We start from the raw sequence: 24,987 nt of genomic DNA on the forward strand, positions 1-24,987 counted from the left end.
CCTATCGACGCAGCGCCGGCTCACACACGGCACCCGCCCACTCCCACGTTGAGCGGCTCCGCCGAGACCTGCCCGGCGGCGCCGCTGGTCACTCCTTGATCAGCCCGGCCTCGATGAGGGTCCTGCGCACCCGCTGACCAGCCACCCCCCGCACGCTCTCGTTCCGGAGCATCTTGGCGACCGTGCGCGGGTCCGCCTCGGCCTTCACGGCAAGCTGGCGGAGCGTCGCTGTGTCCACCTGCACGGGCTCTCTCTCGTGCGACTTCCGGGAGCTCCGCGCGTCCCCCGCAACTACACTCTTCGTAGACATGCTGCCTCCTCGACGAATCGATTATGACGTCACGCCTTGCGCTGTCACCTGCAACAGTGGCCCTTCACCGAAGAAAGTATTCACAGGACACCTGTGAACGCTTTGTTGGCGCGATGTGCTCGTGATGCTTGACGGCCCCGCGCGAACCGCGGGTGCGGCCCCGGGATAAGCACCCTGGTCCGTTTGACAACGAGAGAGCGCCAGAGACATCGCGCGGCGATGTCCCACTAGCCTCGATTGGCCACAGTCGGGTGCAGCGACTCGCAAGATAACGCGAGCAAACAAGCCATCACGCACATAGAACGTCGGCCACAGTGATCGAGCGCCTGTCGACACTCGACGCACACGGCGCGTATTCACGGCGTGCGGCCGCTCTCCATCCTCGCTGACCGCCAGAGACAACGAGAGATTGCAACGCTCTTTTCTCTTGACGTTCAGCGTTCATTGCGCTCCTTGCTTCGCCCGCCCGCGGAGCGGGACGACCCGCGCACCGCTCGCCTCGTCCGGCTGCGCCACTCCGAGCGCATGAGCGATCGCCGCGTGGAGCGCGCCAAGCTGCGCGTCACCCCGGGCGCTCATCGTTGCCCTTTCCGCGCGCGCCCTGCCGAAAGGCGAACGACATCGGCCGTGTCCCCGGAAGGCTGCTCGGGCGCCGCCAAGAGCCTGCCAAGCGCCTCGTTCACCACGCGCACGGCCTCGTGATCGCCGGCGTCGTGCGCCATCCGCACCATCTCGGTCAGCTGCGCCAGCAGGACCGATCGCGGCGAGCTCGTCCTCGTAGCGTCCGCCGGCGCCGCGGTCGGTTCCGGCGAGGGCAGGGGGCCGCTGGCGTTGACGGCGACCCGCTCGGACGCCGCGTCCTCCGGGCCGGATCCCGCCGAGGCCAATCGCTGGGAGTCTCCCGTGTTCCAGCGTGTTCAGCGCCGGCGCCGTTTGGGGCCTGCCCCACGAAATCAGCGCGCCACAGTGGATTCGAACCACTGGCCTTCGGCTCCGGAGGCCGACGCTCTATCCAGCTGAGCTAGTGGCGCACTCTCGCGGGTTTCGCGAGGGGCCCCGAACCTACCCAAGACCTGGCTCTCGCGCAACCCCATTCCTGCACCTTCGCGCGCGTTGCTTCCCGCCGTCGTCGCCCACCGCTCACCGAGGGCCCGCGCCAGCCGGGCGGCGCCGCCGCCCGCCCGGCCGGCGGCGAGAGCCTCGCGCCATCCGCCAAAATTTGGCCACTGGCCCGTCTGTCCGGCATTCCCGGGGCATGGATGCCCGACAGCGAAGCTCTGCGAGCCCGGCCCCGGCGCGCGGACCCCTCCCGCTCGCCCTGGCGGTCGCCGCCCTCGCCCTGCCGGTCCTGCCGGCCTGCAGCGGCGGGGAAAACGCCACGCCCGAGGGCATCATCAGCCTCTCCGCGGGCGCGGCCCAGAAGGCCGCCGAGAACGACCCCGCCACCCTGCCGCGCCCGGACGGGCCCCGCATCGGCGCCGTGCAGATGGTCGCGCCCATCTACGAGAAGGCGGACCGGCGCTCGGCCAAGCTCGGCTACCTCCGCGCGGGCGGGACGGCGCCCCGCGGGGAGAAGCCCGCCGCGTTCGACGACTGCCAGGGCGGCTACTACCGCGTGCTGCCCGCCGGGTACATGTGCGCGGACGGCGACGCCACGATCGACATGCAGCACCCGATCCTCCGGGCGCTCACGCGGCGGCCCGACCTGTCCAAGCCGATGCCGTACCCGTACGCCTTCGTCCGGGCCATCGCGCCGAACTACTACCGGATGCCGTCGACGAAGGAGCAGCTCCAGTACGAGATGAGCCTGGAGCGGCACCTCCGCAGCTACAAGAAGCTCAAGAAGAAGTGGGACGAGATCAAGGTCGGCGCCAACGACGTGCCGCTCGACGCGGCGGGCAACGCGGCCGCCGACCCGCCCGCAGAGCCGCCCGAGCTCGGCGACAGCGAGCTCTTCGGCGGCAACGGCGGCAACGGCGGCGACGAGATCCCGTGGTTCTTCAAGGGCGGGCGGCAGCTCCCGAACATCTCGTCGTTCAAGGTGCCGGGCTACGCGATCATCACCAACCGGATCGCGCGCAAGGCAGGGCTCGCCCTCATCGACACCTTCATGGGCGACGGCGGGCGGCGCTTCGCCATGACCACCGACGCGCGGCTCGTGCCCACCTCGAAGCTCAAGCCCGCCCGCGGCTCCACGTTCCACGGCGTCGACATGACCAAGGGGTGGGAGCTGCCGCTCGCGTTCGTGCACCGGCAGGACGCGAAGCGCTACGACATCTCCGGCGGCGAGATGGAGAAGGCGGGCGAGCTGCCCTGGCACACCGCCGTGCAGCTCACGGGGCGCTCGAAGAAGGTCGGCGGCGCCCGCCTCGTCGAGGCGAAGGACGGGACGTGGGTGCGCGACTCCGACGTCGCCATCGCGGTCAAGCCCTCGGAGCTGCCGTCGTTCGCGCAGGGGACGGTGAAGTGGATCGACATCTCGATCCTGAGCCAGACGCTCATCCTCTACGAGGGCAAGAAGCCCGTGTACGCCACCGCGGCGGCGACGGGCCGCGACGGGCTCGGCGACCCCAAGAAGACCTTCTCGACCGTGCGGGGGACGTTCCGGATCCGCGACAAACACGTCACGACGACCATGGACGCGCACGAGGTCGACAACAAGTTCGAGCTCCGTGACGTGCCGTGGGTGCAGTACTTCGAGGCCGGCTACGCGATCCACGCGGCGCCGTGGCACGACGACTACGGCAAGCCGCGCAGCCACGGGTGCATCAACCTGTCGCCGATCGACGCGCGCCGGGTGTTCCTCTGGACCGATCCCCCCGTGCCCGATGGGTGGCACGGGGTCAGCGCGGGGAAGGCCACGGGGGAAGGAACCATCGTCCACATCCATCCGTAGGCTGGCTCACCCGCCAACGTGAACGTGAACGTTTACGTGGTCGTGGTCGTGGTCGTGGTCGTGGTCGTCCACGGCCTATCGTTGACGACCACGACCACGACCACGACTACGACTACGTAAACGTTCGGATGTAGGAGAACGCAGGGCGAAGCTTCGTTCATGCCTGCGCGGAGGAGGAGGCGGGGGTCAGTCCTCGTCGGCCTCGGCCTTGAAGCCGCTCTCCTTGATCACCTTGTCCTGCACCATCGGCGGGCAGACCTCCAGGTGCTCGACGTTCATCGTGAACGTGCCTTTGCCCTGGGTCATGCTCTTCAGCTTCGACTCGTACTCGAGCACCTCGGCGAGCGGGACGAACGCGTTCACGATCGTCTGGCTCTCGACCGAATCCGTGCCGATGATCCTCCCGCGGCGGCTGTTGATGTCGCCGATGATGTCGCCCATCGCGACGCTCGGCACCGTCACCGAGAGGCGCACGATGGGCTCGAGCAGCACCGGCGCGCACTGCGCGGCGGCCGCCTTGAAGGCCTTGCTGCCCGCCATCTGGAACGCCGCGTCCGAGGAGTCGACGTCGTGGTACTTGCCGTCGAAGAGCCGCACCTTGACGTCGATCATCGGGTAGCCGGCCAGGACGCCCTTCGACATCGACTTGACGATGCCCTTCTCGACCGAGGGGATGAACTGCCGCGGCACGACGCCGCCCACGACCGCGTCCTCGAAGACGAAGCCGCCGCCACGCGGCAAAGGCTCCATGTCGATGTAGCAGACGCCGAACTGGCCATGTCCGCCGGTCTGCTTCTTGTGCTTGCCCTCGATGTTCGTGGCCTTCTTCGAGATCGTCTCCTTGTAGGCGATGTGCGGCGGGCCGAGCCGACAGTCGACCCCGACGCGCCGGCGGATGCGCTCCACCGTGATCTCCAGGTGCAGGGCGCCGAGGCCCGAGACGACGAGCTCGCGGGTCGACGCGTCCTGGTGCACGCTGAGCCCCGGGTCCTCCTCGGTCAGCCGGTAGAGCGCGTTGCCGACCTTGTCCTCGCCGCCCTTGGCGTCGAACCGCACGCCGCGCGAGAAGAGGGCCGGCGGCAGCTCCGGAGCGGAGAGCAGGAACGCGTGCTTCTCGTCCGAGAGCGTGTGCCCGCTCAGCGTGGCCTTCAGCTTGTGCAGCGCCACGATGTCCCCGGCGCGCGCCTCGTCCACCTGCTTGTGGTCCTTGCCGACCACGCTGTGGATCTTGCCGAGCCGCTCCGAGCCGCCCGTGCTCGCGTTGAGCATCGTGGCGTCGGGCCGGAGCACGCCGGAGAGCACGCGCACGAACGAGGTGCGGCCGGCGTGCGGATCGATCGAGGTCTTGAAGACGAACGCCGCCGCCGGGGCCTCCGCCGACGACGGCCGCTCCGCGGCCTGCGGCGCGGCGCCGGGCTTGCCGCTCGGGACGACGCCGCTCCAGGCCGGGTGCTCGGTCGGCGGCGGCACGAGCTCGACGATGCCGTCGAGCAGCGCGGCGACGCCGCTCGGGCGGACCCCGGAGGCGAAATAGACCGGGATCAGCGTCCCCCGGCGGACCGCGGCGCGGAGCCCCTGGTCGAGCTCCTCCTGCGTGAGATCTCCCTCGGTCAGGTACCGCTCGGTGAGCTCGTCGTCGCTGCCGGCGACGTCGTCGACGAGCTTCCCCCGGGCCTTCTCGACGGCGCCCGCGGCGTCGGCCGGCACGGGAGAGCCCGCGGCCGCGGCGGGCGCCTCGGGCTTGTCGAGCCAGGCCTTCTTCGTCCGGATCGCGACGACCCCCCGGTGCTGGAGCCCCTCGCCGACGCGCTCCTCCATCACCGCGAGCGGCGCCTTGAGGCGCGCGCGGACCTCGGCGAGCACCTCGTCGGGGCGGGCGTTCTCGGCGTCGACCTTCGTCACGACGATCATGCACGGCAGCTTTGCGTCCCTCACCCAGCCGAAGACGCGCTCGGTGATCGGCTGCACGCCGTCCTTGCCGCTCACGACGAGGATGGCCGCGTCGACCGCCGCGAGGGCGAGCCGCGTCTCGGCGAGGAAGCTCCCCTCGCCCGGCGTGTCGACGAGGTTGACCTTCTTCCCCGCCCAGGAGAGGTGCGCGACGCTCGCCTCGAACGAGCAAACGTGCTCTTTTTCCTCGGCGGTCTCGTCGAGGACACTCGACTTGTCGTCCACCTTGCCGAGCTTGGCCGTCGCCTTGGCGACGTACAGCATGGCCTCGGCAAGCGATGTCTTCCCAGCCCCCTTGTGCCCGATGATTGCAACGTTCCTGATGTCCCCTGCCTCAGTCGTTGTCATCCCTCGTTCGTACCAATCCCCGTCGAGATCGAGAAGGCCGGCACGCGATTTTTGCGGCGCTTTCCTCGAGGCAGGAGGTCAGCGAAGCCGGGCAGCGCGTCGCTCACCCGAGCTCTGCCGCGACGCGCTGCGGCGTGCTCCGGTGATCTGCGCTTGTCCGGCGCTGCCTGAGTGGAGCGCTCGCCCGGGAGCTCGGCGCACGAAATGAGCACTCTCCGCCTCGCACTCCAGATGGTCCTCGGTATCGCGCTGCCGTTCGTGCTGCAGCGCTGGGACCGACGGCGGCTTACGCCCGAGCAGCGGGAAGCTTGCTGGAACGGAGCGACCTGGGGCGCGGCCCTCTATGCGTTCGGCCCGCTGTCCATGCTCGGGTGGTGCTGGGTCACGCGCGGCGTCCAGCACGGGCGGCCGGGGGCGCGTGGAACACGCGGAACAGCGCGCTTCCGCGCGCTGAAGGCGCTCGGGCTCGGCGCGGCGTCCGCCGTAGCGCTCGTCCTGATCCTGAGCGGCGTCGATTATCTGGTCGCGCTCGCATTGGGGCTCCCGCCGTGAGCTGCGTGGGTGGCACATGAAACGCATGGGAGCGGTGTCGATGGCTCGATGGCGCATGACAGTAGCCGCTGATGCCGCTCATGGAGATGGCTGCAGGCCGGCCGGCCGGCCAGCTGGCCGGCCAGCCAGCTGCTCCAAAATGCGTGAAGAACGGACATTTTCGTGCGCGGGTGTCACTAGACGACACGTCATGGACGCGATAGCAGCACTCTGAGTCTGCTATTCAGGGGACAGGCTTTTACTCTGTCCGCGGAGCTCGCGGACACACACCGAGGCAGTGCGTTGACGTCGCTGAAGCCCAGAGGAGAGGATCGCGCGGCTGCGCGGGAGCGGACCGACGCGTGGACCGACGCTGAACGTGCGCCTCGGGCGGCCGAGGGCGGCCCGAGGTGGCAGGAGATCGTCGCCGGCAGGTACGCGGTGGAGACCCGGATCGGCGCCGGCGGCGTGGGCGTCGTCCAGCTCGCCACCGATCGCCTGTCGGGCCAGCGCGTCGCGCTCAAGCGCGTCGATCCGAGGCTCGTCGAGAACAGGCACGCCGTCGATCGGCTGCTCCGCGGCGCCCGCGCCGCGCGCGCGCTCAAGGGCAGGTACGTCGCGCGGATCCTCGACGTCGGGGTCGATGGTGGCGCGCCGTTCGTGGTCAGCGAGTACCTGGAGGGCTCCGACGTCACGAGCTACCTGCGGCGCCGCGGGCCGATCCGGGTCAGGGAGGCGGTGAAGTACCTCCTGCAGATCTGCGAGGCGGTCGCCGAGGCGCACGGCCTCGGGATCCTCCACCGGGACATCAAGCCCGAGAACCTCTTTCTCAGCTTCGGCGACGGCGCCCCGAGCGTGAAGGTCCTCGACTTCGGGGTGTCGGCCGTCGCCTGCGGCGTCGAGAGCGAGGGGCCGAACGCCGCCTCGGGCGCCATGCGGACGTCGCTGCTCTTCATGGCGCCGGAGCAGATGCGCTCGGCGGGCGGCATCGACGAGCGCGCCGACATCTGGTCGATCGGCGCGGTCGCCTACGCGCTGCTCTGCGGGGCGAGCCCGTTCGATGCGCCGACCGAGCTCGAGATCTGCACCAAGGTCCTGACCGAGCCGCCCGCGCCCTTTCCGGCGGGCGTCGAGCCCCCGGAGCTGCGGGCGCTCCTGCTGCGCTGCCTCGCGAAGGACCCCGAGGCGCGCCCCTCGGACGTCGCGAAGCTCGCGTTCGCGCTCGCGCGCTTCGGGGGCGAGGGCGCGGAGGACGCGGCCGAGCGCGTGTGGGAGGCGCTCCGGGCGGATGAGACCGTCCGCATGGCGACGCCTGCCCCGGCGCCGGTGGAGGACGAGTGGGAGGCCGACACGCTGGCGGACCTGCCGAGGATGTCGCCCGACGATCTCATGAGCGACCTCGAGACGACGGCCAAGTGGGAAGCTCCCGGAGGCCCCCGTCTGTCCGACGTCACGCTGGTGTCGCACGCGGGAGCGGCGTGGGACGGCGGCGATCAGCTCCGGGCGAGCCGCACTCCACCCCCGCCGGTCCTGACGGTGAAACCGACGGAGCGCCGCTCCGATCCCCAGGCGAGCGGGCCAGTGCAGCGGCCGACTGCCGAGGACACGCCGGTTCCGCTCGGCCGCAAGGTCGTGCACCGCGTCAGCGATGGCGCGGCGCCTCGCGTCACGCCGGGGCTCACGGCGCGCGCGCAGGCCGAGACCGATGCGGAGCGGCTCACGGTGGTGCGCCGGGGGCCGTCGCCGTGGCCCCGGCGGCTCGCGATCGCGTTCGCGCTGTTCGGGATGCTCGCGGGCATCGGCGGCGTGTGGCTCGTGCAGATGCGCACGCTCGACGGAGGCGGGAGCGCGCTTCCCGCGGCGAAGGGGCTGGCGAAGCGCGCGGTCCAGGAGGCGCGCTCGTCGGTGGTGGCAGGGCGGCCGAGCGCGGCCGTCCCTGCGGCGCCCGAGCTCCCGGCGGCCGAGCCCCCCGAGGCCGAGCTGGTTCCCGCGAGCGCCGCGGGCCCCGACAGCGAGGCGCCGCGGGTGGCGCAAGCGCGGGGGGCCCGGCTCGACGCGCGGCGCCCCGAGGTCATCTACGACGAGGTCGAGCGCGAGCGGCGCCGGCGGCGTGAGAAGCTCGAGCGCGAGCGGGCGTGGCGCGATGCGACCACCCGCGCGCGGCAAGAGCGCGACGCGTCCCGGCGCGAGCCGCCGCGGCCCGAGGAGGGCGCGCGTGAGCCGGCGCAGCCCGCCGAGGGCGCGCGCGAGCCGCAGCAGCCCGCGGAGGGCGACGGCGCGCAGCGACCCCAGGCGGGCGACGGCGGGTGACGTCCGCGGCCCGGCGGTCTGCCTGCCTGGTATAAGGCGGCCCGTGCCAGGGATGAGTCGAGGAGGTTGCGCGCTCGCCCGCGCGGCGTGCGCCGCGCTCGCCGTGTCGGCGGCGGTCGGTGCGCCTGTGCGCCCTGCGAGCGCCGCGCCGCGGGTCGCGCAGCAGGCGCCGCGGGTCGCGCCGGAGCACCTGCCGTACGGCGCGGAGGGGTGGGCCTTGTCGGGCTGGGGCGGCGTGCGCGGCGTGACGATCGGGCCGATCGAGAACCTGCGGCACCCGGGCCGCGGCTACGGCACCGCGGCGAGCGGGCGGGCGATGGATGAGGCGGTGGCCATGGGCGCGACCTGGGTCAGCCTGACGCCGTTCGGCCGCGTGGGGGACGGCAAGGGCACGGGCGTCGATCTCGTCTTCGAGGCGCCGTTCGAGGAGAACCGGCGCGACGTGCTCGCGGCGATCGCGCAGGCGCACGCGCGCGGGCTCAAGGTGCTGCTCGTCCCGCACCTCTGGGTCGAGAGCGGCGAGTGGCGGGCCCTGATCGATCCCGGGGACGACGCCGGCTGGGCGCGCTGGGCCGAGTCGTACCGCCGGTTCCTGCTCACGTGGGCCGCGGTCGCGCGCGAGGGAGGCGCGGAGATGCTCAGCGTGGGCGTCGAGCTGCGGAGCTGGGTGACGACGCCGCGGGCGGCGAGCTTCCTGCCGATCATCGAGGCGGTGCGCCGCGTGTACCCGGGGCTGCTCACCTATTCGGCGAACTGGGACGACGTCGAGAACACGCTGATCTTCGACGCGCTCGACCTCATCGGCATCAACGCGTTCTACCCGCTGGCGGAGCGGGAGGGCGCGTCGTTCGAGGAGCTCCTGCGCGGGGGGCGCAAGGTGGCGGCCGGGGTGGACGCCGTGGCGCGCGCGTGGGGCAAGCCGATCCTGCTGACGGAGATCGGCTACACCACGCGGCGCGATCCCGCCGTGCGCCCGTGGGAGTGGCCCGATCGCATGAAGGACGTGGTGGTCGATCAGCGCTCGCAGGCCGAGGCCTACGCCGCGGTGATCGCGCCGTTCCTCGACGCGCGCACGTGCGCCGGGTTCTTCGTCTGGCGGCTCTACGCCGATCCGGACGACGTCTCGCAAGAGGCCGAGTGGGGCTTCTCGCCGAGGGGCAAGCTCGCGGAGCTCGTGCTGCGCGACGCCTTCGCCGCCCGCTGGGCCGCGGACGGCCCCCGGCTGCCGGGCGACGCGCTCGGCAGGCACCGCGCGCGCACCCCGGGGCTCTTCGGATGGGAGCTCGATCCCGACGAGCCCGGGAGCCTGTTCCCGTAGCCGGGCAATCCGGAGCTCCCGGGCCCGCCCGGGAGGCGGCCGGACCCGGGCGCTTCGGCTCCCGTCGAAGCTGCGCCGCGCGCAGCCTCAGGCGTGCGCGCTTTCCAGGCCCTTCAGGCTCGACAGCGCCGCCTGCGCGATGGCCATCTGCCGCTCGAGCTCCGCGGGCGACGCCGGGGTCTCCAGGATCAGCGCCGCGTCGTCAGGGACGTGGGCGGCGATCCGCTGGAACGCGTGCGCCGCGCCCTGGCTCAGGGCGTCGTGGCGGCTCCCCGCGTTCACCTCGCTCACGTGGAGCTGCTTCAGGCGTGTCCTGTGCTCCCGTACGAGGAAATGGGCCTCGGTCATCGTGCGATCGACCTGGTGCGCATGGCCGATATCGAAGCAGAACGACGCGTCCGGCAGCGCGTCGAAGAAGGGCCCGAGCTCCTCCACGGTGCGGCCCGTCCGCTTTCGCTTATCCATGTTCTCGAGCGCGAGGAAGCCGCCGAGCTGCCGGAAGGCGCCGAGATCATGGACGGTGTCGGGGTGGAGGACGATGAGCCATCCCAGCGCGGCCACCTCCGCCATGGCGTCGGCGACGGCGCGCTCCTCCGCCGCGTCGAAGCGGCTCGGAGCGTGGAACGAGACGTAGTCGTACCGCGACAGGTCGAGCGAGCCGAGGAGCCGGAGCAGCGGCTTGAGCTCCGAGATCCGCAGCGCGGAGAGCTCCACGGCGGTCGCCGAGCTCCCTTCGAGCATCGAGAGCGCCCGCTCGACGTCGCTGAGGGCGAGCGCCCCTGTCGAGTAGCCCACGGGTCGCATCAGAACACCCCATAGGTCTGGAGGAGCTTGCGGAGCTCCTCGTCTTCCTTGAAGAAGAGCCGGTCGAGCCCGCCCTGGAACTCACGCCCGATGTCCCGCACCCGCTTGAAGGTCGGGTCGCTGCCCAGCTGATCGTCCAGCGGCAGCTGCTTCAGCCGGCCGCGCTCCTCTTCGTTCGAGAGGAGCGCGAGGAAAGCGTCGTAGCTGTCGAACAGCGTGCGCGCCGTCTCCGCGGAGATCGAGGGCCGGAGCAGCACCTCGGCCAGGCTCTCCAGGGGCGTCACCCGGATGCGCTCTCGCAGGAAGCGCACGAGCGCCGGCGTCGAGAGCCGCTCGCCGTCGTCGGTCAACGTCGTCCGATCCTTGCAGAACAGCTCGAAGCCGAAGCAGGTGAGCAGCCCGCTCACGAAGATGAGCTTCCGCGACATCCTGAGCTTCGCGTTGCGGAGCGCCCAGCCCGAGCTGCGCTCCCGCTGCTTGTAGACGAAATCGACGGCGACCGTGCGCCAGTACCGGACGATGTCGTTCAGGAGGAACATCGGGAGGATCTCGCGCTTGCTGCCGTAGCGCAGCCCGCGGTCGTCTTCCACGTACCGTGAGAGCACGAGCCTGAGCACCCGCTCGTGGGCGTCCGGCTGGCCGATCGCGAGCGACTCGAGGAGCAGCAGGATGCGCTGGGTCGTGTTCTTGTTCGTGTCCTCCTGCCCGCCGATCTGGTGGAGGATCGGGTGGCTGAAGGCCACGTTGCCGAACACGCCCGTCGGGCCCGGCTCATGGAACTTCGCTTCCTTCAGGATCCTCGTGATGGCCTGGGCCTGACTGAAATGCCCCTCGTCGGCCTGACCGTCGATGAGCAGCGTCCAGTCGAGATCGCTGCCGGTGGTGTACTCGCCCCGCGCCAGCGAGCCGAAGACGACCACGCTCGTGTCGCACGGGATCTGCTCGCGGAGCAGCGCCGCGAGCCGCGCCCGGGTCTCCGCCGAGAGCCGCGCGGCCGCCTCGATGCTCGGCCACGATCGCCCCGTCTTCTCGCCGATCCGCTCGATGGCGCTCCGCGGCGCCGCGCCTTGATCTTTCGTCATCGATCGCACCCTCGATCGCCGGAGCCGTTCATTGAGCGCAGCGCGCCGCAGCGCGCCGCGTCGCGCGCCTCACGCCCCGCCGTCGCCGGGGAGCGCGAGCCCGAACCACCGGTTCACGAGGTCATGGTGCTCCTCGAGGCGGTCGCGGTAGCGGGGGGTGCCCTCGAGCGCGGCCCGCTCGAAATCGACCCAGTACAGGGCGCCCGTCTTCTCGCCGACGAGCACGTTCCCGAGCTTGACGTCGAGCGGCGCGACGCCGCGCGCGTTCATCGCCCGGACGATCTCCTCGATCCGGCCGCGGTAGGCCTCTCCGCCGCGGCTCGCGAACGCCTCGATCTCTCGCCGATCGCGGTCTGGATCGAACAGCTGGCCGAGCGGCGCGAGGTCGATGTCGAGCACCTTCTCCCCGCGCTCGGCGACCTGATGTTGCAGCGTCCGTCCGCGCACGTAGTCGAGGTAAAGGGTGCGCGTGGCGAGGCTGAGATCGCGAATCCTCGGGACGTTGGGGAGGTCGCGAAGGCGGAAGAGCGAGGCTGCTTCGTTGTAGAAGAAGAGACCCAGCAGGGCGAAGAGGTGGGCCTGGAGCGGCGCGTTCTGCGGCTGGCCGATGAAGCGCTTGCGGACGCAGACGTAGCCGTTGCGCAGCACGACGTGCAGCCGGTAGCGCAGGCGCGGCATCTTCTCGCTGCGCCGGTTGAAGAAGGCCATGTCGGCCGGGTGGACCGCGAAGGCGAAGCCGTCCTGATCGAGCTCCGCGAGCACCCTGTCCCCCGGGCCGAGCTCGGCGACCGATGGGATCTCGCTCGGGGTCACGGCGTCGGGCACGGGGAGCGGGTTCTCGGCGAGCCGGCGCGCAAGGAGCGCTCTGACCGTCTCGAGCCGCACGGCGAGCAGCCTCGTCGCGGCGTCCATGCCGGGCACGCGGCGCATGCCTTCGTCAAGGGCGCGCCGAAGCTCAGGGTTCATGCCCGTCTAGTAGCCGCTTCCGCTCGGCAAATCAAAAGGTGAGGTGACGGCGAGGCGAGGTGGTACGCTGATCCAGCGACCTTGGGCGCGCGTCGATGAACGCTGGCGTGCGTCGGCGAGCGTGGACGAACGTGGACGAGCGTCGACGAACGTGGACGCGCGCCAGACGCCAAGACCGCCGGCGTGCCGGGTGGGCGTTTGGCAGCGCGTGGGGTGATGGTGGGTGCGGTTTGCGCTTCAACAGGGGACCCGATTCGGGTAGCAAGCCTTCATGGGGAATTCGACGCTGCGGATCGTCCATGTCGTGAGCAGCCTGAACGGCGGAGGCATGGAGCATTTCGTGCTGCGCCTCGCCGAGGCGCAGCGGCGCCACGGCCACGACGCCTCCATCCTCGCGCTGCGCGGCGGTCCGCTGGCGGAGCTGGCGCGGCAGCGGACGCTGCCGACCACGGTGCTGGGCGGGCGTCTCCCCAAGCGGCTCGCGCACGCGGCCCTCTCCTTCGGGCGCTCCCGGCCGCACGTCGTCCACGCGCACAACCCCACTGCGCTCCACTACGCCACGATCGGCAAGCTCCTTACGCGCGCGCGGCTCGTCTTCACCGATCACGCCCAGACCCGCGGGATCATCCGCGTTCCGTCGCGCTTCGAGTGGCGTGAAACGGACGCTGTCGTCGGCTGTTCGCAGGACACGGCAAACAAGAGCGGCGCGGTCGGCGTGGCCAGCAACATCTCTGTCATTCACAACGGGATCGACATCACCCCGGCCAGGCGGACGCGCGACGAGGTGCGCGCCGAGCTCGGCCTTGGCCCGGACGTGTTCGTCGGCATCATGCCCGCCGCGTTCCATCCGGTGAAGGCGCACGACGTGCTGCTCCGGGCGCTCGCGCGGCTCCGGGAGCGGGGCGTCGCGGTCACGGTGCTCGTCGTCGGCGACGGCGACGAGCGCGATCGCATCCACGGGCTCGCGAGGGAGCTCGGGGTCCACGGCGCCGAGGCGCGCTTCCTCGGCTTCCGCAAGGACGTGCCCGATCTGCTCGTCGCCGCCGATTTCTTCACGCTGCCCTCGCGCGACGAGGGGCTGCCGCTCGCCGTCCTCGAGGCCATGGCGCGCGGCCTCCCTGTCGTGGTGACGCCGGTCGGCGGGGTCCCGGAGGTGGTGCGGCACGAGGAGCACGGCCTGATCGTCCCCGTGGACGGGCACGACGCCCTCGCGGACGCGATCGAGCGGCTCGCGAGCGATCCCGCGCTGGGGCGGCGGCTCGGCGAGGCGGGGCACGTCCGGGTGCGCGACGACTTCTCGTTCGAGAAGATGACGCGCAAATACGAGCAACTCTATTTCCGCCTCACGTGACAGGCGAGCGCGCGATGAAGGTACTGGTCTTCACCCATCATTACCCTTCCACGCGGCTGCCGACGATGGCGCCGTACAGCTATCACACGTACAGGGCGCTCGCGCGCCGCTGCGAGCTCCGGCTCGTGGCCCCGATCCCCTGGTGGACGCGCGCGCGCGGGGCGTCACGGGAGCTCTTCGGCGGCACGCGCGAGGCGCACACCGGCATCGACGCGCTGTTCCCCACGTACTGGTCGATCCCGGGGCTGCCGAGCCTGCACGCGCAGGCGCTCCGCGCATCGCTCCGGCGCACGATGGCGGGGCTGCGGCGCGAGTTCCCGTACGACGCGATCCTGGCCGCGTGGGCCTATCCCGACACCGTCGCCGCGGAGGCGTTCGCGCGGGAGGCGGGGGTGCCTGTCGTCACGACGGTGCTCGGCAGCGACATCAACGAGCAGCCGAGGAACGCCGCGCTGCGGGCCCAGATCGCGCCGGCGCTCCAGCGCTGCGCCCGGGTGGTCGCGGTGAGCGGGGCGCTCGGAGAGCGCCTGGTCGAGCTCGGGGTGCCGCGGGAGCGCGTCGTGGTGCAGCACAACGCGGTCGATGGCGCGCGGTTCGCGATCCGGGATCGGGCCGAGCCGCGGCGGCGCTTCGGCGTCCCGGCGGACGCGAAGGTGGTGCTGTACGCCGGTTATCACGTGCCCGAGAAGGGCGTGGACGTCCTCGTGGACGCGATGGCCCACCTCGACCGGGCGGGCCGCCGCGACATTCACCTGATGATGGTGGGCGGTGGCGAGCTGCTCGAGCCGCTGCGCGCGAAGGTGAGCGCGCTCGGCCTGGGCGATCGCGTGCGGCTGTTCGGCTGGGCGCTGCCCGTCGAGATCCCCGACTACATGGCCGCGTGCGACGTGTTCTGCCTGCCGAGCCGCCGCGAGGGCTGCCCGAACGTCGTCCTGGAGGCGCTCGCCTCGGGCCGCCCCGTCGTCGGAACCCGTGTCGGCGGAGTGCCGGAGCTCGTCCGCGAAGGGCACGGGGGCAATGGCCTCCTCGTCCCTCCCGGCGATCCCGGGGCGCTCGGGGCCGCGTTGACGCGAGCGATGGACACGGCATGGGAGCCGGAGGCCCTGCGGGGCAGCGTGGGGGCTCTGTCATGGGACGTCGTGGGGGAGCGCTATCACGCGCTCCTGAAGGAGGTCCTCCGCGAACAGAGCGGTCGCGGACCGGGCTGAGGCGCGTTGTCCGGCCCGCGCGACGGACACCAACGTGAACGTTTACGTGGTCGTGAACGTGGTCGTGGTCGTGGTCGTTCACGGCCTACCGTTGACGACCACGACCACGACCACGACCACGTTCACGACCACGTAAACGTTCACGACCACGTTCACGACCACGTAAACGTTCGGATGTAGGAGAACGCGGCGCGAAGCTTGGTTAACGCTCTGCGCCGAGGGCCTACGGTGTTGTCGGAGGGGGACTGGTCGCGTCAGCTCGCGCAGGGCGGCGGCTTCAGGCGGTGATCCCTGTAGTCACCGGGATTGCCCGTCTTTCCCTCGAGCGCGGCGATCGCGATATTGTACATCTCCCGCGCGGTCACGTAGTGGAGCACCCACTCCTTGCCATCGTTGTAACGGGTGGTGAGCTCCCGGTGCAGCGCGTGGCCCCCGGCGCCGAGCAGCGACTCCGCCTGTTCCTCGGGCGCACCGTGCGTGTAGACCTTGACGAACACCCACTCGGGCCTCCCCTCGACGTGGATGTTCTGATCCACCCACGTCTTCACCCGGTCCGGCGTCGGCGGATCGACCGCCTGGAGCGCGCCGTACTCCATCCGCATCCGCACCCGGCTCCCCCGGCGCGTCAGCGCGAGCGCGAGCGGGCCCTCGATCATCAGGATCCTGTCCTCCAGCACCTCGCCGACCTTGGCTCGCGCCCCCACGGCGTGGGCGCTCCGGCGCGCCAGGTTGCCCGTCGGCCAGTAGATCTGGTTCACGATGGAGTGCTGCGACTCGTCGGGTGCCGACGGGAACGTGTAGTCGGCATAGCAGCCCGTCTCGAAGAGGAGCGGGAGCTCCGCGTCGACTCCGCAGTTCCGCGAGTCCCGCCCGGAGTTCGCCAGGCACCAGTTGCCGTGGATGAACCCGTAACGCATGCGCCCGTCCGGGTCGCGCGAGAAATGCCCGTGCTTCCCCAGGATGTCCAGGTACCTGAGGATGTCCGCGCGCAGGTTCTCCTCCGTGTCGTTGTGGTGGTGCAGGTGCAGCTCCACCTCGCCGAAGCCGCTGCGCGTGAGGTCCGCCAGCGCGTCGAGCCACCCGGGCGTGTACTGCTCCCCCGGAAAGAAGAAGCTGTGACGCGGGTGCCGGCCGTCCGCGTCGCGGTACGCGCCAGCCATCTCGGGATACCCCTTCGACCACGCCCTCACCCGCGCGTCGCCGACCTCCGGTGTGGCGTTCTCCCACCCTGGCTCCCAGTGATCGCAGACCGCGAAGAGCAGGTGCCGCGGACCGAGCGGACGCGGAGCACGGGCGTTCTCGATCCTCTGCCGGGCGTAGCCGCCGAGCCAGTTGTGGAGGTTCTTGTTCTTGAGATACTGGAGCTTCGCCTGGAGTGTTCCGATCATGTGCTCTCTCGACCGCGACGCGTTGGACCGGCGGCCGCCGCGGAGGAACGGATACTAACCTGGCCCCCCCGGGCGTAGCCATAGCCGCCTCGGGGCCGCGCAGCGATCAGGATCACCTCGCGGTCTCACGCGACGTCGCGCGGAGCGCGGCCCACCTGCCTCCCGGACGGCGCGCGTAAGGCAGGGCCCGCGCCGCGATCGTGCTCGCCACGTTCGTCCCCCGTGAGGCGCGCGCGACGCCGTCCTCGTCCCGCAAGCTGCGAGCGCACACGGCCCGCCCGCCCCCACGGCAAGGGATGCGCAGAGGCCATGGAAGCTCGAGCACACCCCCAGCGGAGCCCGAGCGGCCGTCCCGAACAGCCTCCGTACAGCGAACCCGTACGGTATGCATCGTGTCTTCAATTTTTGCATCTGGCTGTTCGTTGCGCTACCCCGCCTGCCGAGCGAGGATGGGCTGTGAGGGGGACAAATCGCCCCACCTGTGGCGGTTTGTGCCGCCCAGTCTGTCAGCCGAGCACTCACCGTTGTGTCTACGGTGAGCATCCGCACCGGAGCCGCGCTGGCACGACGCCTGCTCTGGGGGGTGCGGACCGCAGCCATCACTGATAAGGAGCCAGGCATGATGTCGACCACGATGACGCCGAGCGAAGAGATGGTCTCCCTCCCGCGGAGGGCCTCCCTCGAGTCACCAGCTTCCATGACCGAGGCGTGCGAGCTAGCCCGGCGGCTCGTGGACATGATCGAGCGCCTCAGGGTGTGCACCCCGGAGGGGGATGAGGCGCAGGCGCTCCGCATTGCGGAGGGGATGGCACGGAGCGTCGCGGATATCGTGACCGACGCCATGGGCAGCCGGCGCCCTCACGTCGCCTAGCCGCGCAAACACGCCGGCCGGGGCGCCGAGGCCCGAGGGGGTGCCGCCCCAGCCGTGGATCGCGAAACCGAGACCAGCATGAGCCACAAGCGCAAAGGATTGCGCCCGGGGGATCCGTACCCGCTGGGCGCGACATGGGACGGTATTGGAACGCAGTTCGCCCTCTTTTCAGAGAACGCCGAGGCGGTGGATCTGTGCCTCGTCGACGATGAGGGGAACGAGCAACGCCTGCCGATGCGTCACCGCACCTCCCTCGTCTGGCACGTCTACGTGCCGGAGGTCGGGCCCGGGCAGAAATACGCGTATCGCGTGCACGGCCCGTGGGCGCCGGAGCGGGGGTTGCGCTTCAATCCGCGGGTGCGCCTGCTCGATCCGTACGCGAAGGCGCTCGCCTCGCGGGTCCAGTGGGACGCGGGCGCGTTCGCCCACCGGAGCGGCGAGCCCGACGGCGACCTCGCCATGGCCGAGGGGGAGGCGCTCGGCGCCCCGCTCGGCGTCGTCATCGACCCGTCCTTCGACTGGGGCGGGGACCGGCGCCCGTACGTGCCGTTCCACCGCAGCGTCATCTACGAGGCGCACGTCCGCGGCCTGACGATGCAGCACCCGGAGATCCCCGAGGAGCTCCGCGGGACCTACCTTGGCATCGCCCACCCGGCCATCATCGGATACCTGCGGTATCTCGGCATCACGGCCATCGAGCTCCTGCCCGTGCACGCCTTCGTGCACGAGAAATTCCTGCTCGACAAGGGGCTCCGGAACTACTGGGGATACCACTCGATAGGCTTCTTCGCGCCGGACGTCGGGTACCGCGCAGGCGCCGAGGTGGCGTCGGAGGTGCGTCAGTTCAAGGAGATGGTGAAGGCGCTCCACGCCGCCGGCATCGAGGTCATCCTCGATGTCGTCTACAACCACACGGCGGAGGGCAACCACCTGGGCCCGACGCTGAGCCTGCGCGGCATCGACAACCCGACCTACTACCGCCTCGTCCCTGGCAACGAGCGCTACTATTTCGACTACACGGGCACGGGGAACACCCTCAACGTGCGTCACCCGCAGACGCTCCAGCTGATCATGGACTCCTTGCGGTACTGGGTCCTCGAGATGCACGTGGACGGGTTCCGCTTCGACCTCGCGGCGGCGCTGGCGCGCGGCCTCCACGACGTCGACCAGCTCTCGAGCTTCTTCACGATCATCCACCAGGACCCGGTGCTCAGCCAGGTGAAGCTCATCGCCGAGCCCTGGGACGTGGGCCCCGGCGGCTACCAGGTGGGCAATTTCCCGGTGCGCTGGGCGGAGTGGAACGGCCGTTATCGGGACACGCTGCGCGATTTCTGGCGGGGCTCCGGCGGCATCGCCTCCGATCTCGGGTTCCGGATCACGGGGAGCAGCGACCTCTACGAGAACAGCGGGCGCAAGCCGTACACGAGCATCAACTTCGTCACGGCTCACGACGGCTTCACCCTGGCGGATCTCGTCTCCTACAACGAGAAGCACAACGAGGCGAACGGGGAGGGGGGCTGCGACGGCGCCGACGATAACCGCTCGTGGAACTGCGGCGTCGAGGGGCCGACCGACGACCCCGAGATCCTGAAGCTGCGGGCGCGGCAGGCGCGGAACATCATGGCGTCGCTCCTGTTCTCGCAGGGGACTCCGATGATCCTCCACGGCGATGAGCGGGGGCGCACGCAGGAAGGGAACAACAACGGGTATTGCCAGGACAGCCCGCTCACGTGGCAGCCGTGGGGCTGGGACGAATCGTCGCGGGCGCTCCTCGAGTTCACGCGCAAATGCCTCCGCATCCGGCACGAGCACCCAGCGCTCAGGCGCTCGATCTTCTTCAAGGGGCGCCCGATCCGCGGCGGCAAGACCTACGATATCCAGTGGTACCGCCCGGACGGGGAGCTCATGACCGACGAGGACTGGTCGAACCCGTTCACGCAGTGCGTCGGCGTGTTCCTGTCGGGAGAGGGGCTCGACGACGTGGACGAGGCGGGCGATCGGCTGGTCGACGACGACTTCGTCCTGCTGCTCAACGCGTCGCCGTGCGACCTGGGCTTCCTCCTCCCCTTCGCCGACGATGCCAGGCCGTGGCAGCTCCTCGTGGACACCCACGATGACGCCGCGGTCGAGACGCGGAGGGGCGGGGAAGAGACGGCGCTGACGTCGCGCTCGCTCAAGCTCTTCCTCCGGAGCAGGCGAGGCGCCTAGTGCGGGGCGCTCAGAACGCGTTGAAGGTGCCGAGGAAGAGGGGGGGGCCGGCGAACGCGGCGTCGAGGAGGGCGGCCGCCTTGGCGCTGCCCACCACGAAGCCCTGGCCCAGGAGATCGCGCGCCGAGGCGGCGCCGAAATAGATCTGCGTGAGCCGCTCGATGGAGAGCGAGAGGCGGTCTCCCGCCGTGCTGCCGGGCGCCGTCTGGACGCCGCGCGCCGCGAAGGTGACGTCGAAGGCACGCGGCGCGTCCGTGAACACGGGGTCCTCGACGTCGACGCCGATGGCGCCGCGGACGCCGTGCTTCCGCGGCGACGGGTGCAGCGCGAGCGCGGCGGCGACGTCGACGATGCGCCCCATCGCGCCCGCCGCCGTCAGGCCGAGGACGCTGCGCCGCTGCGCCGTGTGCGCGGGCGGGCACAGGCCGGGGTGCCGGGCCGCCGTCTCGTACACGATCGGCTCGTCGCGGATGCCGGGCTCGTCGAGCAGCGGCGCGCCCTGGCCGCGCGGGAGCGTCAGCTCCACGACCTCGTACTGATCGCCGAGCGCGCCGAGGAAGCCGATGAGCCCGCGGTAAGCGCCCGGCGTCGGCGCGTGGAGCTCGCGGACGACCAGCTGCTGGGCGCCGTAGGCGCCGCCCTCCGGGACGTCGAAGAACAGGTAGCCGGCGATCGCCTTGGAGCCCGGATCCACGTAGACGGCGCCGCTCGGAGAGCGCTTGAAGACGCGCACGTCCCACCAGTAGTCGCTCCGCTTCAGCTGCCCCGTCGTGTCGGCCCGCGCGACGTCGTAGGCCTGCTTGATGAGCGGCTCGTCCCGCGGGCGGGAGAAGGCCCGCACGTGGCGGCGCAGCACCGAGTCCGGGAGCCGATCGGGCGAGGTGCGCACGACGTCGCGGAGCTCGCAGACGCCGAAGCCGAACCTCCGGTAGAACGAGAGCCGGAAAGGGTGGAGCAGGGTGAGCGCCTCGCCCCGGCGGCGCATGCGGCGGAGGCTCTCGCGGACGAGCCGATCCGCGATGCCCCGGCGGCGGAACTCCGGGAGCACCGCCACGGAGGAGAGGCCCTGGAACGGCACGTCCGCGCCCGCGAAGCTCATCGTCAGGTCGAGCGAGGCGACGTACCCGACGAGCTGGCCGTCGGTCTCCGCGACGATCACGTTGTCGAGGGCGAGGTGCGCGTGCTCGGTGAAATACCGCAGCCACGCCTCTGGATCACCCGCCTGGAACGCGCGGTAGGCGACCGTCGCGAGGGTGCCCTCCTCGCCCTTGCGGGCGCTGCGAAACACGAGCTCATGGTTGGAACGGCTCGGGGTGCGGGCGCGGGCCATGCCGGTCAATCTACCTTGGGAGGCGCGCTCCCTGGGCCCGGCGGCCCGGCGGCGGCCCGGCGGAGCGCTTCGGACATCTCCTCGGCCGATCCGAAGCGGCCGGACGGCTCACGGGCAAGCGCCTTGACGAACCACGCGTCGAGGGCAGGCGTGATCTCGGCGCAACGCTGGCTCGGAGGCGAGAAGGTGCCGATCCGGATGGCGCCGAGGAGGGCCTCGATCCCCTTCTGCTCGAACGGCGGCGCGCCGGTGAGCGCGTGGTAGGCCATGACGCCCACGGACCAGAGATCCGAGCGGCCGTCGACCAGCTTCGGGTTGAAGAACTGCTCCGGGCTCATATAAACGAGGCTGCCGACCACCGCGCCCGTGTTCGTCAGCGTGGTCCCATCCGGGTCGACATCGCCCCTGGCGACCCCGAAATCGAGCAGCTTGACGCAGGTGCCTCCGTCGGTGTCGGCGAGGAAGACGTGCTGTGGCGTGATGTCCCGGTGAATGATGCCGAGCTTGTGCGCGGCGGTGAGCCCCGCGCAGAGCTGCGAGACGAGGGCGAGTGTCTCCTCCAGGGGGAGGCGCCCGGCGCGCGCTAGCAGGTCGGACAGCTCCTCGCCCCGCAGCAGCTCCATCACGATGTACGAGAGGCCGTTGGCGGCGACGCCGTGCTCGTACACCTCGGCCACGTGGGGGCTCTTGATCCTCGTCATGAGCGCGCCTTCGCGGTGGAACCGGGCGACCGCGGTCGCATCGGTCGCGAGCGACGCAGAGATGAACTTGACGGCGACCTCCTTGCCGAGCCCGAGGTGATGCGCCGTCCAGATGCTGCCGACGCCTCCCATCCGGAGGAGGCTGTCGAGCGTCAGGTGCGGCGCTACGTGGGATCCAGGCTCAAGCCGCATAGACAGTCAGTATGAATGATGCTTGCACCAGTGCACGTTTCTCCGGTCTCCGTCCGCCGGGCGGGCGGCCCGCTCAATACAGCCCGTCGGGTGGCCGCCCATCGGACATGAACTTCTTGGCCACAGCCGCGATCCGGCGCGCGGAGAGCTCCCGCCGGACGGGGACGACGTGGGTGAGCAGCGCCGCGAGGTACGCGCCGTCGGGCCGAGGATCGGACGACTCGAGCCGCTCCAGCGCCTCGAGCGTCTTCACGGCGTGCGCCGTGAAAATGGGCCTCACCGCGGCGTCGAACGCGGCGAAGGGGGCGAGCTCGGCGAACGCGCGCCGGCGACCCGCGGCGTCGAGCTCCCGCGCGATCGCGAGCGCCGCGCCGACGTCGCGCGCCTCCACCGCCTGGAGCAGCCCGCCGCCTCGCCCGTGAGTCGTAGAGGACGCCTGCGGCGCGGCGGCGTCCGCTTTGCGGAGCTTGCCGACGAAGCCGGCCGCGAGCACCGCGAGCTGCGCGGCCTCGCGCGGGAGGGCCTCGCGCCCGAGCGCCGCCGCCGCCTCCGCGAAGGTGACGGCGTGGGTGACGTCGAGCACCCCGACCTCGGCGTCGAGGCGCGCTTCCCAGGCCGAGTCGAAGCGCGCGAGGCGGACGGCGGCGGCGTGGCCGATCGCGCCGAGCAGCGCGAGCGGCCCGGCGCCGCGCGCGAGCCAGCGCACCGTCGCCTCGACGGCCGGCTGCTCTCCTGCGAGCACCTCGGCCTCGAAGGCGGCGCGCTCCGCGCCCTCGAGCGGCGCCGCGTCCGGGCGCGTGGCCGCCGCGGCGCCGTCGGGGCCGGGCAGGGCCAGATCGGCGAGGCGCGCGAGCGCGGCGCGCGTGGCGGTGAAGGGGGGCAGGCTCGTGTCGGCGGTCGCCCAGGCGAGCTGCACCGTGGAGGCGGCGAGGACCTCGTCGGCGGCGGACGAGAACCGCTCGGCCAGCTCGAGCGCCTTCGAGAGGAAGATGGCGCCGTGCCCGTAGTCGTACAGGTGCTGCGCGACGAAGGGCATGAGCGCGCGGCGCGCGCCGGCCGTGCCGCGGATCTCGACGAGCTCGCGCATCCGCGCCTCGGCCTCGTCGCGGCGCTCCGCCGCGAGCGCCTCGCTCACCTTCGTGGGCTCGTCGAGCTCGAAGTCGGCGATGCGCGCGAGGGGCGAGCGGGCCCCCACCTTGCCGTGGCCCTTGCCGCGGGGGCCTAGCCGGGTCGACGCCTCGCCGATCGCGTGGGCGGCGACCACGAACGCTTCCTCGGCGGGGATCCAGCCGCGCTCGACCCAGGCGCAGAGGTCCGCGAGCAGGGCGAGGCCGTGATCGAAGCCGTACTCGGCGCGCTCCGCCCCGTCCCTGGCGAGCACCTCGAACGCGAGGTGCAGGCTGCCGAGGCCGGTCTCCCCCCGGTGGAGCCCGAGCGCGCCCAGCCGGAGGCCCTCGCGCAGGGCGCGCGCCGGCTCGTCGCGCACGACGGCCTCCCGCAGGCCGGCGACGAGGCGCCGCACCTCGGCCGCGGTGTCGACGGCCCGGTTGAGCTGTACGCGCCCGTCGTCGATGCGGGTGGCGTAGCGCCGCACGGGCTCGCCGCCGAACGTGCAGGCGCCCGAGGCGAGCTCGAACTTCCAGTTGTGCCACGCGCAGGTCAGCACGCCGTCGCGCAGCGCGCCCTGAGAGAGCGGGTAACCCTGGTGCGGGCAGCGATCGTCGAGCGCGTGGACCTCGCCGCCCCGGAGGACGCAGGCGAAGCGCCGCCCCGCGTCGTCCTTGCGCAGCACGGGCACCTCCGCCGGAAATTCGGAGAGGGGGCCCAGATCGATCCAGTCCGACTTCATGGCTTCTCCGCGCGGCGGTGCGCGCCGCGGTGGGTACGCGGCGCGCGTCGTGAACGCGACGTGCATCGTAGCCGAGAGCGGGGCGGGGAGGGGCCGCGAACGGGGCCGCCGCGAAAAGTTCCCTGTCCGGACCCGCGCCGGTCGCTCACCCCTTCACGCAGAGGACCTGCCGGAGCTCGGCGACGATTTCCACGAGATCGCGCTGGTCTTCCATGACGCGCTCGATCGGTTTGTAGGCGGAGGGGATCTCGTCGAGGACGCCGCCATCCTTGCGGCACTCGACCCCGGCCGTCTGCGCGGCCAGATCGCCGACCGTGAAGCGCCGCTTCGCCTCGCCGCGGCTCATCCTGCGCCCCGCGCCGTGCGAGGCGCTCTCGAACGCCTCGAGGTTGCCGAGGCCGCGGACGATGTACGAGCGCGTGCCCATCGAGCCGGGAATGATGCCGAGCTCGCCCTTGCCCGCTCGGATCGCGCCTTTGCGCGTCACCAGCACCTCTTCGCCGAAATGACACTCTTCTGCCACGTAATTGTGATGGCAGTAGATGGCTTCCTGGATCGCGAGCTCGGGGAAGTGCCGGCGGAGGACGCCCTCGGCGAGGTGGAACATGGCCTCGCGGTTCGTCCGCGCGTACCGCTGCGCCCAGAAGAGGTCGTGCCGGTAGGCCTTCATCTCCGGGGTGCCGGCGAGGAACACCGCGAGATCGCGATCGGGCAGGTCGCGGTTGTGGGCGAGCTTCTTCGCCGTGGCGATGTGGATCTCGGCGAGCTCCTTGCCGATGTTGCGAGAGCCGGAGTGGAGCATCAGCCACACGCCGCCGTCCGTGTCGAGGCAGAGCTCGATGAAGTGGTTGCCGCCCCCCAGCGTGCCGAGCTGACAGCGCGCCCGCGCGAACAGCCCCTGGACCTTCGGGCTCAGGCTCGCGAACTCGTCCCAGAGCGGGAGGCGCTCGAACCCCTCCGGCGGGGCGTCGTGGGCGGCGAACCCGACGGGGATCGCCCGCTCGATGTCGCTGCGGATCCGCCGGAGGTCGTCGGGCAGATCGGCCGCGGTGAGGTTCGTGCGGAGCGCGCCCATCCCGCAGCCGATGTCGACGCCGACGGCGGCCGGCGCGACCGCGTCCCGCATCGCGATGACCGAGCCGACGGTCGCGCCCTTGCCGAAGTGGACGTCGGGCATGGCGGCGACGTGGTGGAACACCCAGGGCAGGGCGCTGATGTTCCGCAGCTGCTCCAGCGCGATCGCCTCGACCTCGTCCGGCCGGGTCCACAGCTTGATGTCCACGTTCTTGCCCTTGATCTGCGCGGGTCCCATGCGGGCAGAATAGCGCGGGGCGCATGCAGGCGAATAGCGAGGGCGCATGCGGCCGAATCGCG

19 protein-coding genes and 1 tRNA gene are annotated in these 24,987 nt (G+C 71.3%); 8 read left to right on the forward strand and 12 right to left on the reverse strand.

Annotated elements, in window-relative coordinates; all coding sequences use genetic code 11:
* Positions 1-88: 88 nt before the first annotated feature.
* The 3 genes from WMF14_RS07345 to WMF14_RS07355 all read right to left on the reverse strand — a co-directional run bounded on the left by WMF14_RS07345 (position 89) and on the right by WMF14_RS07355 (position 1,341).
* Positions 89-310 (reverse strand): hypothetical protein, encoded by a 222-nt coding sequence (locus tag WMF14_RS07345; RefSeq protein WP_437799545.1) that lies wholly within the window; start codon positions 308-310, stop codon positions 89-91.
* 575 nt (positions 311-885) lie between these two features.
* Positions 886-1,197 (reverse strand): hypothetical protein, encoded by a 312-nt coding sequence (locus tag WMF14_RS07350; protein ID WP_437799547.1) that lies wholly within the window; start codon positions 1,195-1,197, stop codon positions 886-888.
* A gap of 70 nt (positions 1,198-1,267) precedes the next feature.
* A tRNA-Arg gene (locus WMF14_RS07355) sits at positions 1,268-1,341 on the reverse strand.
* A 224-nt stretch (positions 1,342-1,565) separates the two neighbouring features.
* On the opposite strand from WMF14_RS07355, the gene WMF14_RS07360 reads away from it, so the two are divergent.
* Positions 1,566-3,206, forward strand: coding sequence for a L,D-transpeptidase (locus WMF14_RS07360; RefSeq protein ID WP_437799548.1), 1,641 nt, complete (start codon positions 1,566-1,568; stop codon positions 3,204-3,206).
* 186 nt (positions 3,207-3,392) lie between these two features.
* On the opposite strand, the gene fusA is transcribed toward WMF14_RS07360, so the two are convergent.
* Positions 3,393-5,504: an elongation factor G gene (gene fusA, locus WMF14_RS07365; RefSeq protein WP_272100952.1), complete on the reverse strand. Its 2,112-nt coding sequence runs from the start codon at positions 5,502-5,504 to the stop codon at positions 3,393-3,395.
* Between the two features lie 204 nt (positions 5,505-5,708).
* Here fusA and WMF14_RS07370 point away from each other — a divergent pair, with 204 nt between their 5' ends.
* The 3 genes from WMF14_RS07370 (at position 5,709) to WMF14_RS07380 (ending at position 9,663) form a co-directional block, all read left to right on the forward strand.
* Positions 5,709-6,056: a transcriptional regulator gene (locus WMF14_RS07370; RefSeq protein WP_272100953.1), complete on the forward strand. Its 348-nt coding sequence runs from the start codon at positions 5,709-5,711 to the stop codon at positions 6,054-6,056.
* 282 nt (positions 6,057-6,338) lie between these two features.
* Entirely contained in the window at positions 6,339-8,345 is a 2,007-nt protein-coding gene (locus WMF14_RS07375) for a protein kinase domain-containing protein (RefSeq protein ID WP_437799551.1), read from the forward strand.
* A 52-nt stretch (positions 8,346-8,397) separates the two neighbouring features.
* The gene (locus WMF14_RS07380; RefSeq protein WP_437799553.1) at positions 8,398-9,663 is read left to right on the forward strand and encodes a glycoside hydrolase family 113; all 1,266 of its coding nucleotides are present in this window, start codon (positions 8,398-8,400) and stop codon (positions 9,661-9,663) included.
* An 87-nt stretch (positions 9,664-9,750) separates the two neighbouring features.
* On the opposite strand, the gene WMF14_RS07385 is transcribed toward WMF14_RS07380, so the two are convergent.
* The 3 genes from WMF14_RS07385 to WMF14_RS07395 form a co-directional block, all read right to left on the reverse strand.
* Positions 9,751-10,458 (reverse strand): hypothetical protein, encoded by a 708-nt coding sequence (locus WMF14_RS07385; protein ID WP_437799554.1) that lies wholly within the window; start codon positions 10,456-10,458, stop codon positions 9,751-9,753.
* 8 nt (positions 10,459-10,466) lie between these two features.
* Positions 10,467-11,549, reverse strand: a complete 1,083-nt coding sequence (locus WMF14_RS07390; protein ID WP_437799556.1) for a nucleotidyltransferase domain-containing protein — start codon at positions 11,547-11,549, stop codon at positions 10,467-10,469.
* Positions 11,550-11,618: 69 nt separating this feature from the next.
* Positions 11,619-12,515 (reverse strand): hypothetical protein, encoded by an 897-nt coding sequence (locus tag WMF14_RS07395; protein WP_437799558.1) that lies wholly within the window; start codon positions 12,513-12,515, stop codon positions 11,619-11,621.
* 271 nt (positions 12,516-12,786) lie between these two features.
* Between WMF14_RS07395 and WMF14_RS07400 the strand changes: the two genes are divergently transcribed.
* Both WMF14_RS07400 and WMF14_RS07405 read left to right on the forward strand, forming a co-directional pair.
* Entirely contained in the window at positions 12,787-13,866 is a 1,080-nt protein-coding gene (locus tag WMF14_RS07400) for a glycosyltransferase family 4 protein (RefSeq protein WP_437799560.1), read from the forward strand.
* Between the two features lie 14 nt (positions 13,867-13,880).
* A complete protein-coding gene (locus tag WMF14_RS07405; RefSeq protein WP_437799562.1) occupies positions 13,881-15,074 on the forward strand; it encodes a glycosyltransferase family 4 protein in 1,194 nt (397 codons plus the stop codon).
* A 254-nt stretch (positions 15,075-15,328) separates the two neighbouring features.
* Here the strand turns inward: WMF14_RS07405 and WMF14_RS07410 are convergent, their stop codons facing one another.
* Positions 15,329-16,462, reverse strand: coding sequence for a hypothetical protein (locus WMF14_RS07410; RefSeq protein ID WP_272100962.1), 1,134 nt, complete (start codon positions 16,460-16,462; stop codon positions 15,329-15,331).
* Positions 16,463-17,081: 619 nt separating this feature from the next.
* On the opposite strand from WMF14_RS07410, the gene WMF14_RS07415 reads away from it, so the two are divergent.
* Positions 17,082-17,333 (forward strand): hypothetical protein, encoded by a 252-nt coding sequence (locus WMF14_RS07415; protein ID WP_437799564.1) that lies wholly within the window; start codon positions 17,082-17,084, stop codon positions 17,331-17,333.
* Positions 17,334-17,411: 78 nt separating this feature from the next.
* The gene (glgX, locus tag WMF14_RS07420) at positions 17,412-19,541 is read left to right on the forward strand and encodes a glycogen debranching protein GlgX (RefSeq protein ID WP_272100964.1); all 2,130 of its coding nucleotides are present in this window, start codon (positions 17,412-17,414) and stop codon (positions 19,539-19,541) included.
* A 10-nt stretch (positions 19,542-19,551) separates the two neighbouring features.
* Here glgX and WMF14_RS07425 read toward each other — a convergent pair whose 3' ends face one another.
* From WMF14_RS07425 to WMF14_RS07440, 4 genes are all read right to left on the reverse strand, one after another.
* Complete coding sequence (locus tag WMF14_RS07425; protein WP_437799566.1) at positions 19,552-20,871, reverse strand: GNAT family N-acetyltransferase; 1,320 nt, start codon at positions 20,869-20,871, stop codon at positions 19,552-19,554.
* 5 nt (positions 20,872-20,876) lie between these two features.
* Complete coding sequence (locus tag WMF14_RS07430) at positions 20,877-21,764, reverse strand: serine/threonine-protein kinase (protein ID WP_272100966.1); 888 nt, start codon at positions 21,762-21,764, stop codon at positions 20,877-20,879.
* Positions 21,765-21,837: 73 nt separating this feature from the next.
* Positions 21,838-23,613 (reverse strand): Rieske 2Fe-2S domain-containing protein, encoded by a 1,776-nt coding sequence (locus WMF14_RS07435; RefSeq protein ID WP_437799569.1) that lies wholly within the window; start codon positions 23,611-23,613, stop codon positions 21,838-21,840.
* A gap of 145 nt (positions 23,614-23,758) precedes the next feature.
* A complete protein-coding gene (locus WMF14_RS07440) occupies positions 23,759-24,925 on the reverse strand; it encodes an RtcB family protein (RefSeq protein ID WP_437799571.1) in 1,167 nt (388 codons plus the stop codon).
* Positions 24,926-24,987: the final 62 nt, after the last annotated feature.

The organism is Sorangium sp. So ce693 (assembly GCF_051521375.1).
Classification (GTDB): domain Bacteria; phylum Myxococcota_A; class Polyangia; order Polyangiales; family Polyangiaceae; genus Sorangium; species Sorangium atrum.

Coding starts and splice junctions, on each gene's coding strand:
- WMF14_RS07345 (WP_437799545.1), bottom strand. CDS start 310: ATGTCTACGAAGAGTGTAGTTGCGGGGGACGCGCGGAGCTCCCGGAAG.
- WMF14_RS07360 (WP_437799548.1), top strand. CDS start 1,566: ATGGATGCCCGACAGCGAAGCTCTGCGAGCCCGGCCCCGGCGCGCGGA.
- fusA (WP_272100952.1), bottom strand. CDS start 5,504: ATGACAACGACTGAGGCAGGGGACATCAGGAACGTTGCAATCATCGGG.
- WMF14_RS07370 (WP_272100953.1), top strand. CDS start 5,709: ATGAGCACTCTCCGCCTCGCACTCCAGATGGTCCTCGGTATCGCGCTG.
- WMF14_RS07380 (WP_437799553.1), top strand. CDS start 8,398: ATGAGTCGAGGAGGTTGCGCGCTCGCCCGCGCGGCGTGCGCCGCGCTC.
- WMF14_RS07390 (WP_437799556.1), bottom strand. CDS start 11,549: ATGACGAAAGATCAAGGCGCGGCGCCGCGGAGCGCCATCGAGCGGATC.
- WMF14_RS07395 (WP_437799558.1), bottom strand. CDS start 12,515: ATGAACCCTGAGCTTCGGCGCGCCCTTGACGAAGGCATGCGCCGCGTG.
- WMF14_RS07400 (WP_437799560.1), top strand. CDS start 12,787: ATGGGGAATTCGACGCTGCGGATCGTCCATGTCGTGAGCAGCCTGAAC.
- WMF14_RS07405 (WP_437799562.1), top strand. CDS start 13,881: ATGAAGGTACTGGTCTTCACCCATCATTACCCTTCCACGCGGCTGCCG.
- WMF14_RS07410 (WP_272100962.1), bottom strand. CDS start 16,462: ATGATCGGAACACTCCAGGCGAAGCTCCAGTATCTCAAGAACAAGAAC.
- WMF14_RS07415 (WP_437799564.1), top strand. CDS start 17,082: ATGATGTCGACCACGATGACGCCGAGCGAAGAGATGGTCTCCCTCCCG.
- glgX (WP_272100964.1), top strand. CDS start 17,412: ATGAGCCACAAGCGCAAAGGATTGCGCCCGGGGGATCCGTACCCGCTG.
- WMF14_RS07425 (WP_437799566.1), bottom strand. CDS start 20,871: ATGGCCCGCGCCCGCACCCCGAGCCGTTCCAACCATGAGCTCGTGTTT.
- WMF14_RS07430 (WP_272100966.1), bottom strand. CDS start 21,764: ATGCGGCTTGAGCCTGGATCCCACGTAGCGCCGCACCTGACGCTCGAC.
- WMF14_RS07435 (WP_437799569.1), bottom strand. CDS start 23,613: ATGAAGTCGGACTGGATCGATCTGGGCCCCCTCTCCGAATTTCCGGCG.
- WMF14_RS07440 (WP_437799571.1), bottom strand. CDS start 24,925: ATGGGACCCGCGCAGATCAAGGGCAAGAACGTGGACATCAAGCTGTGG.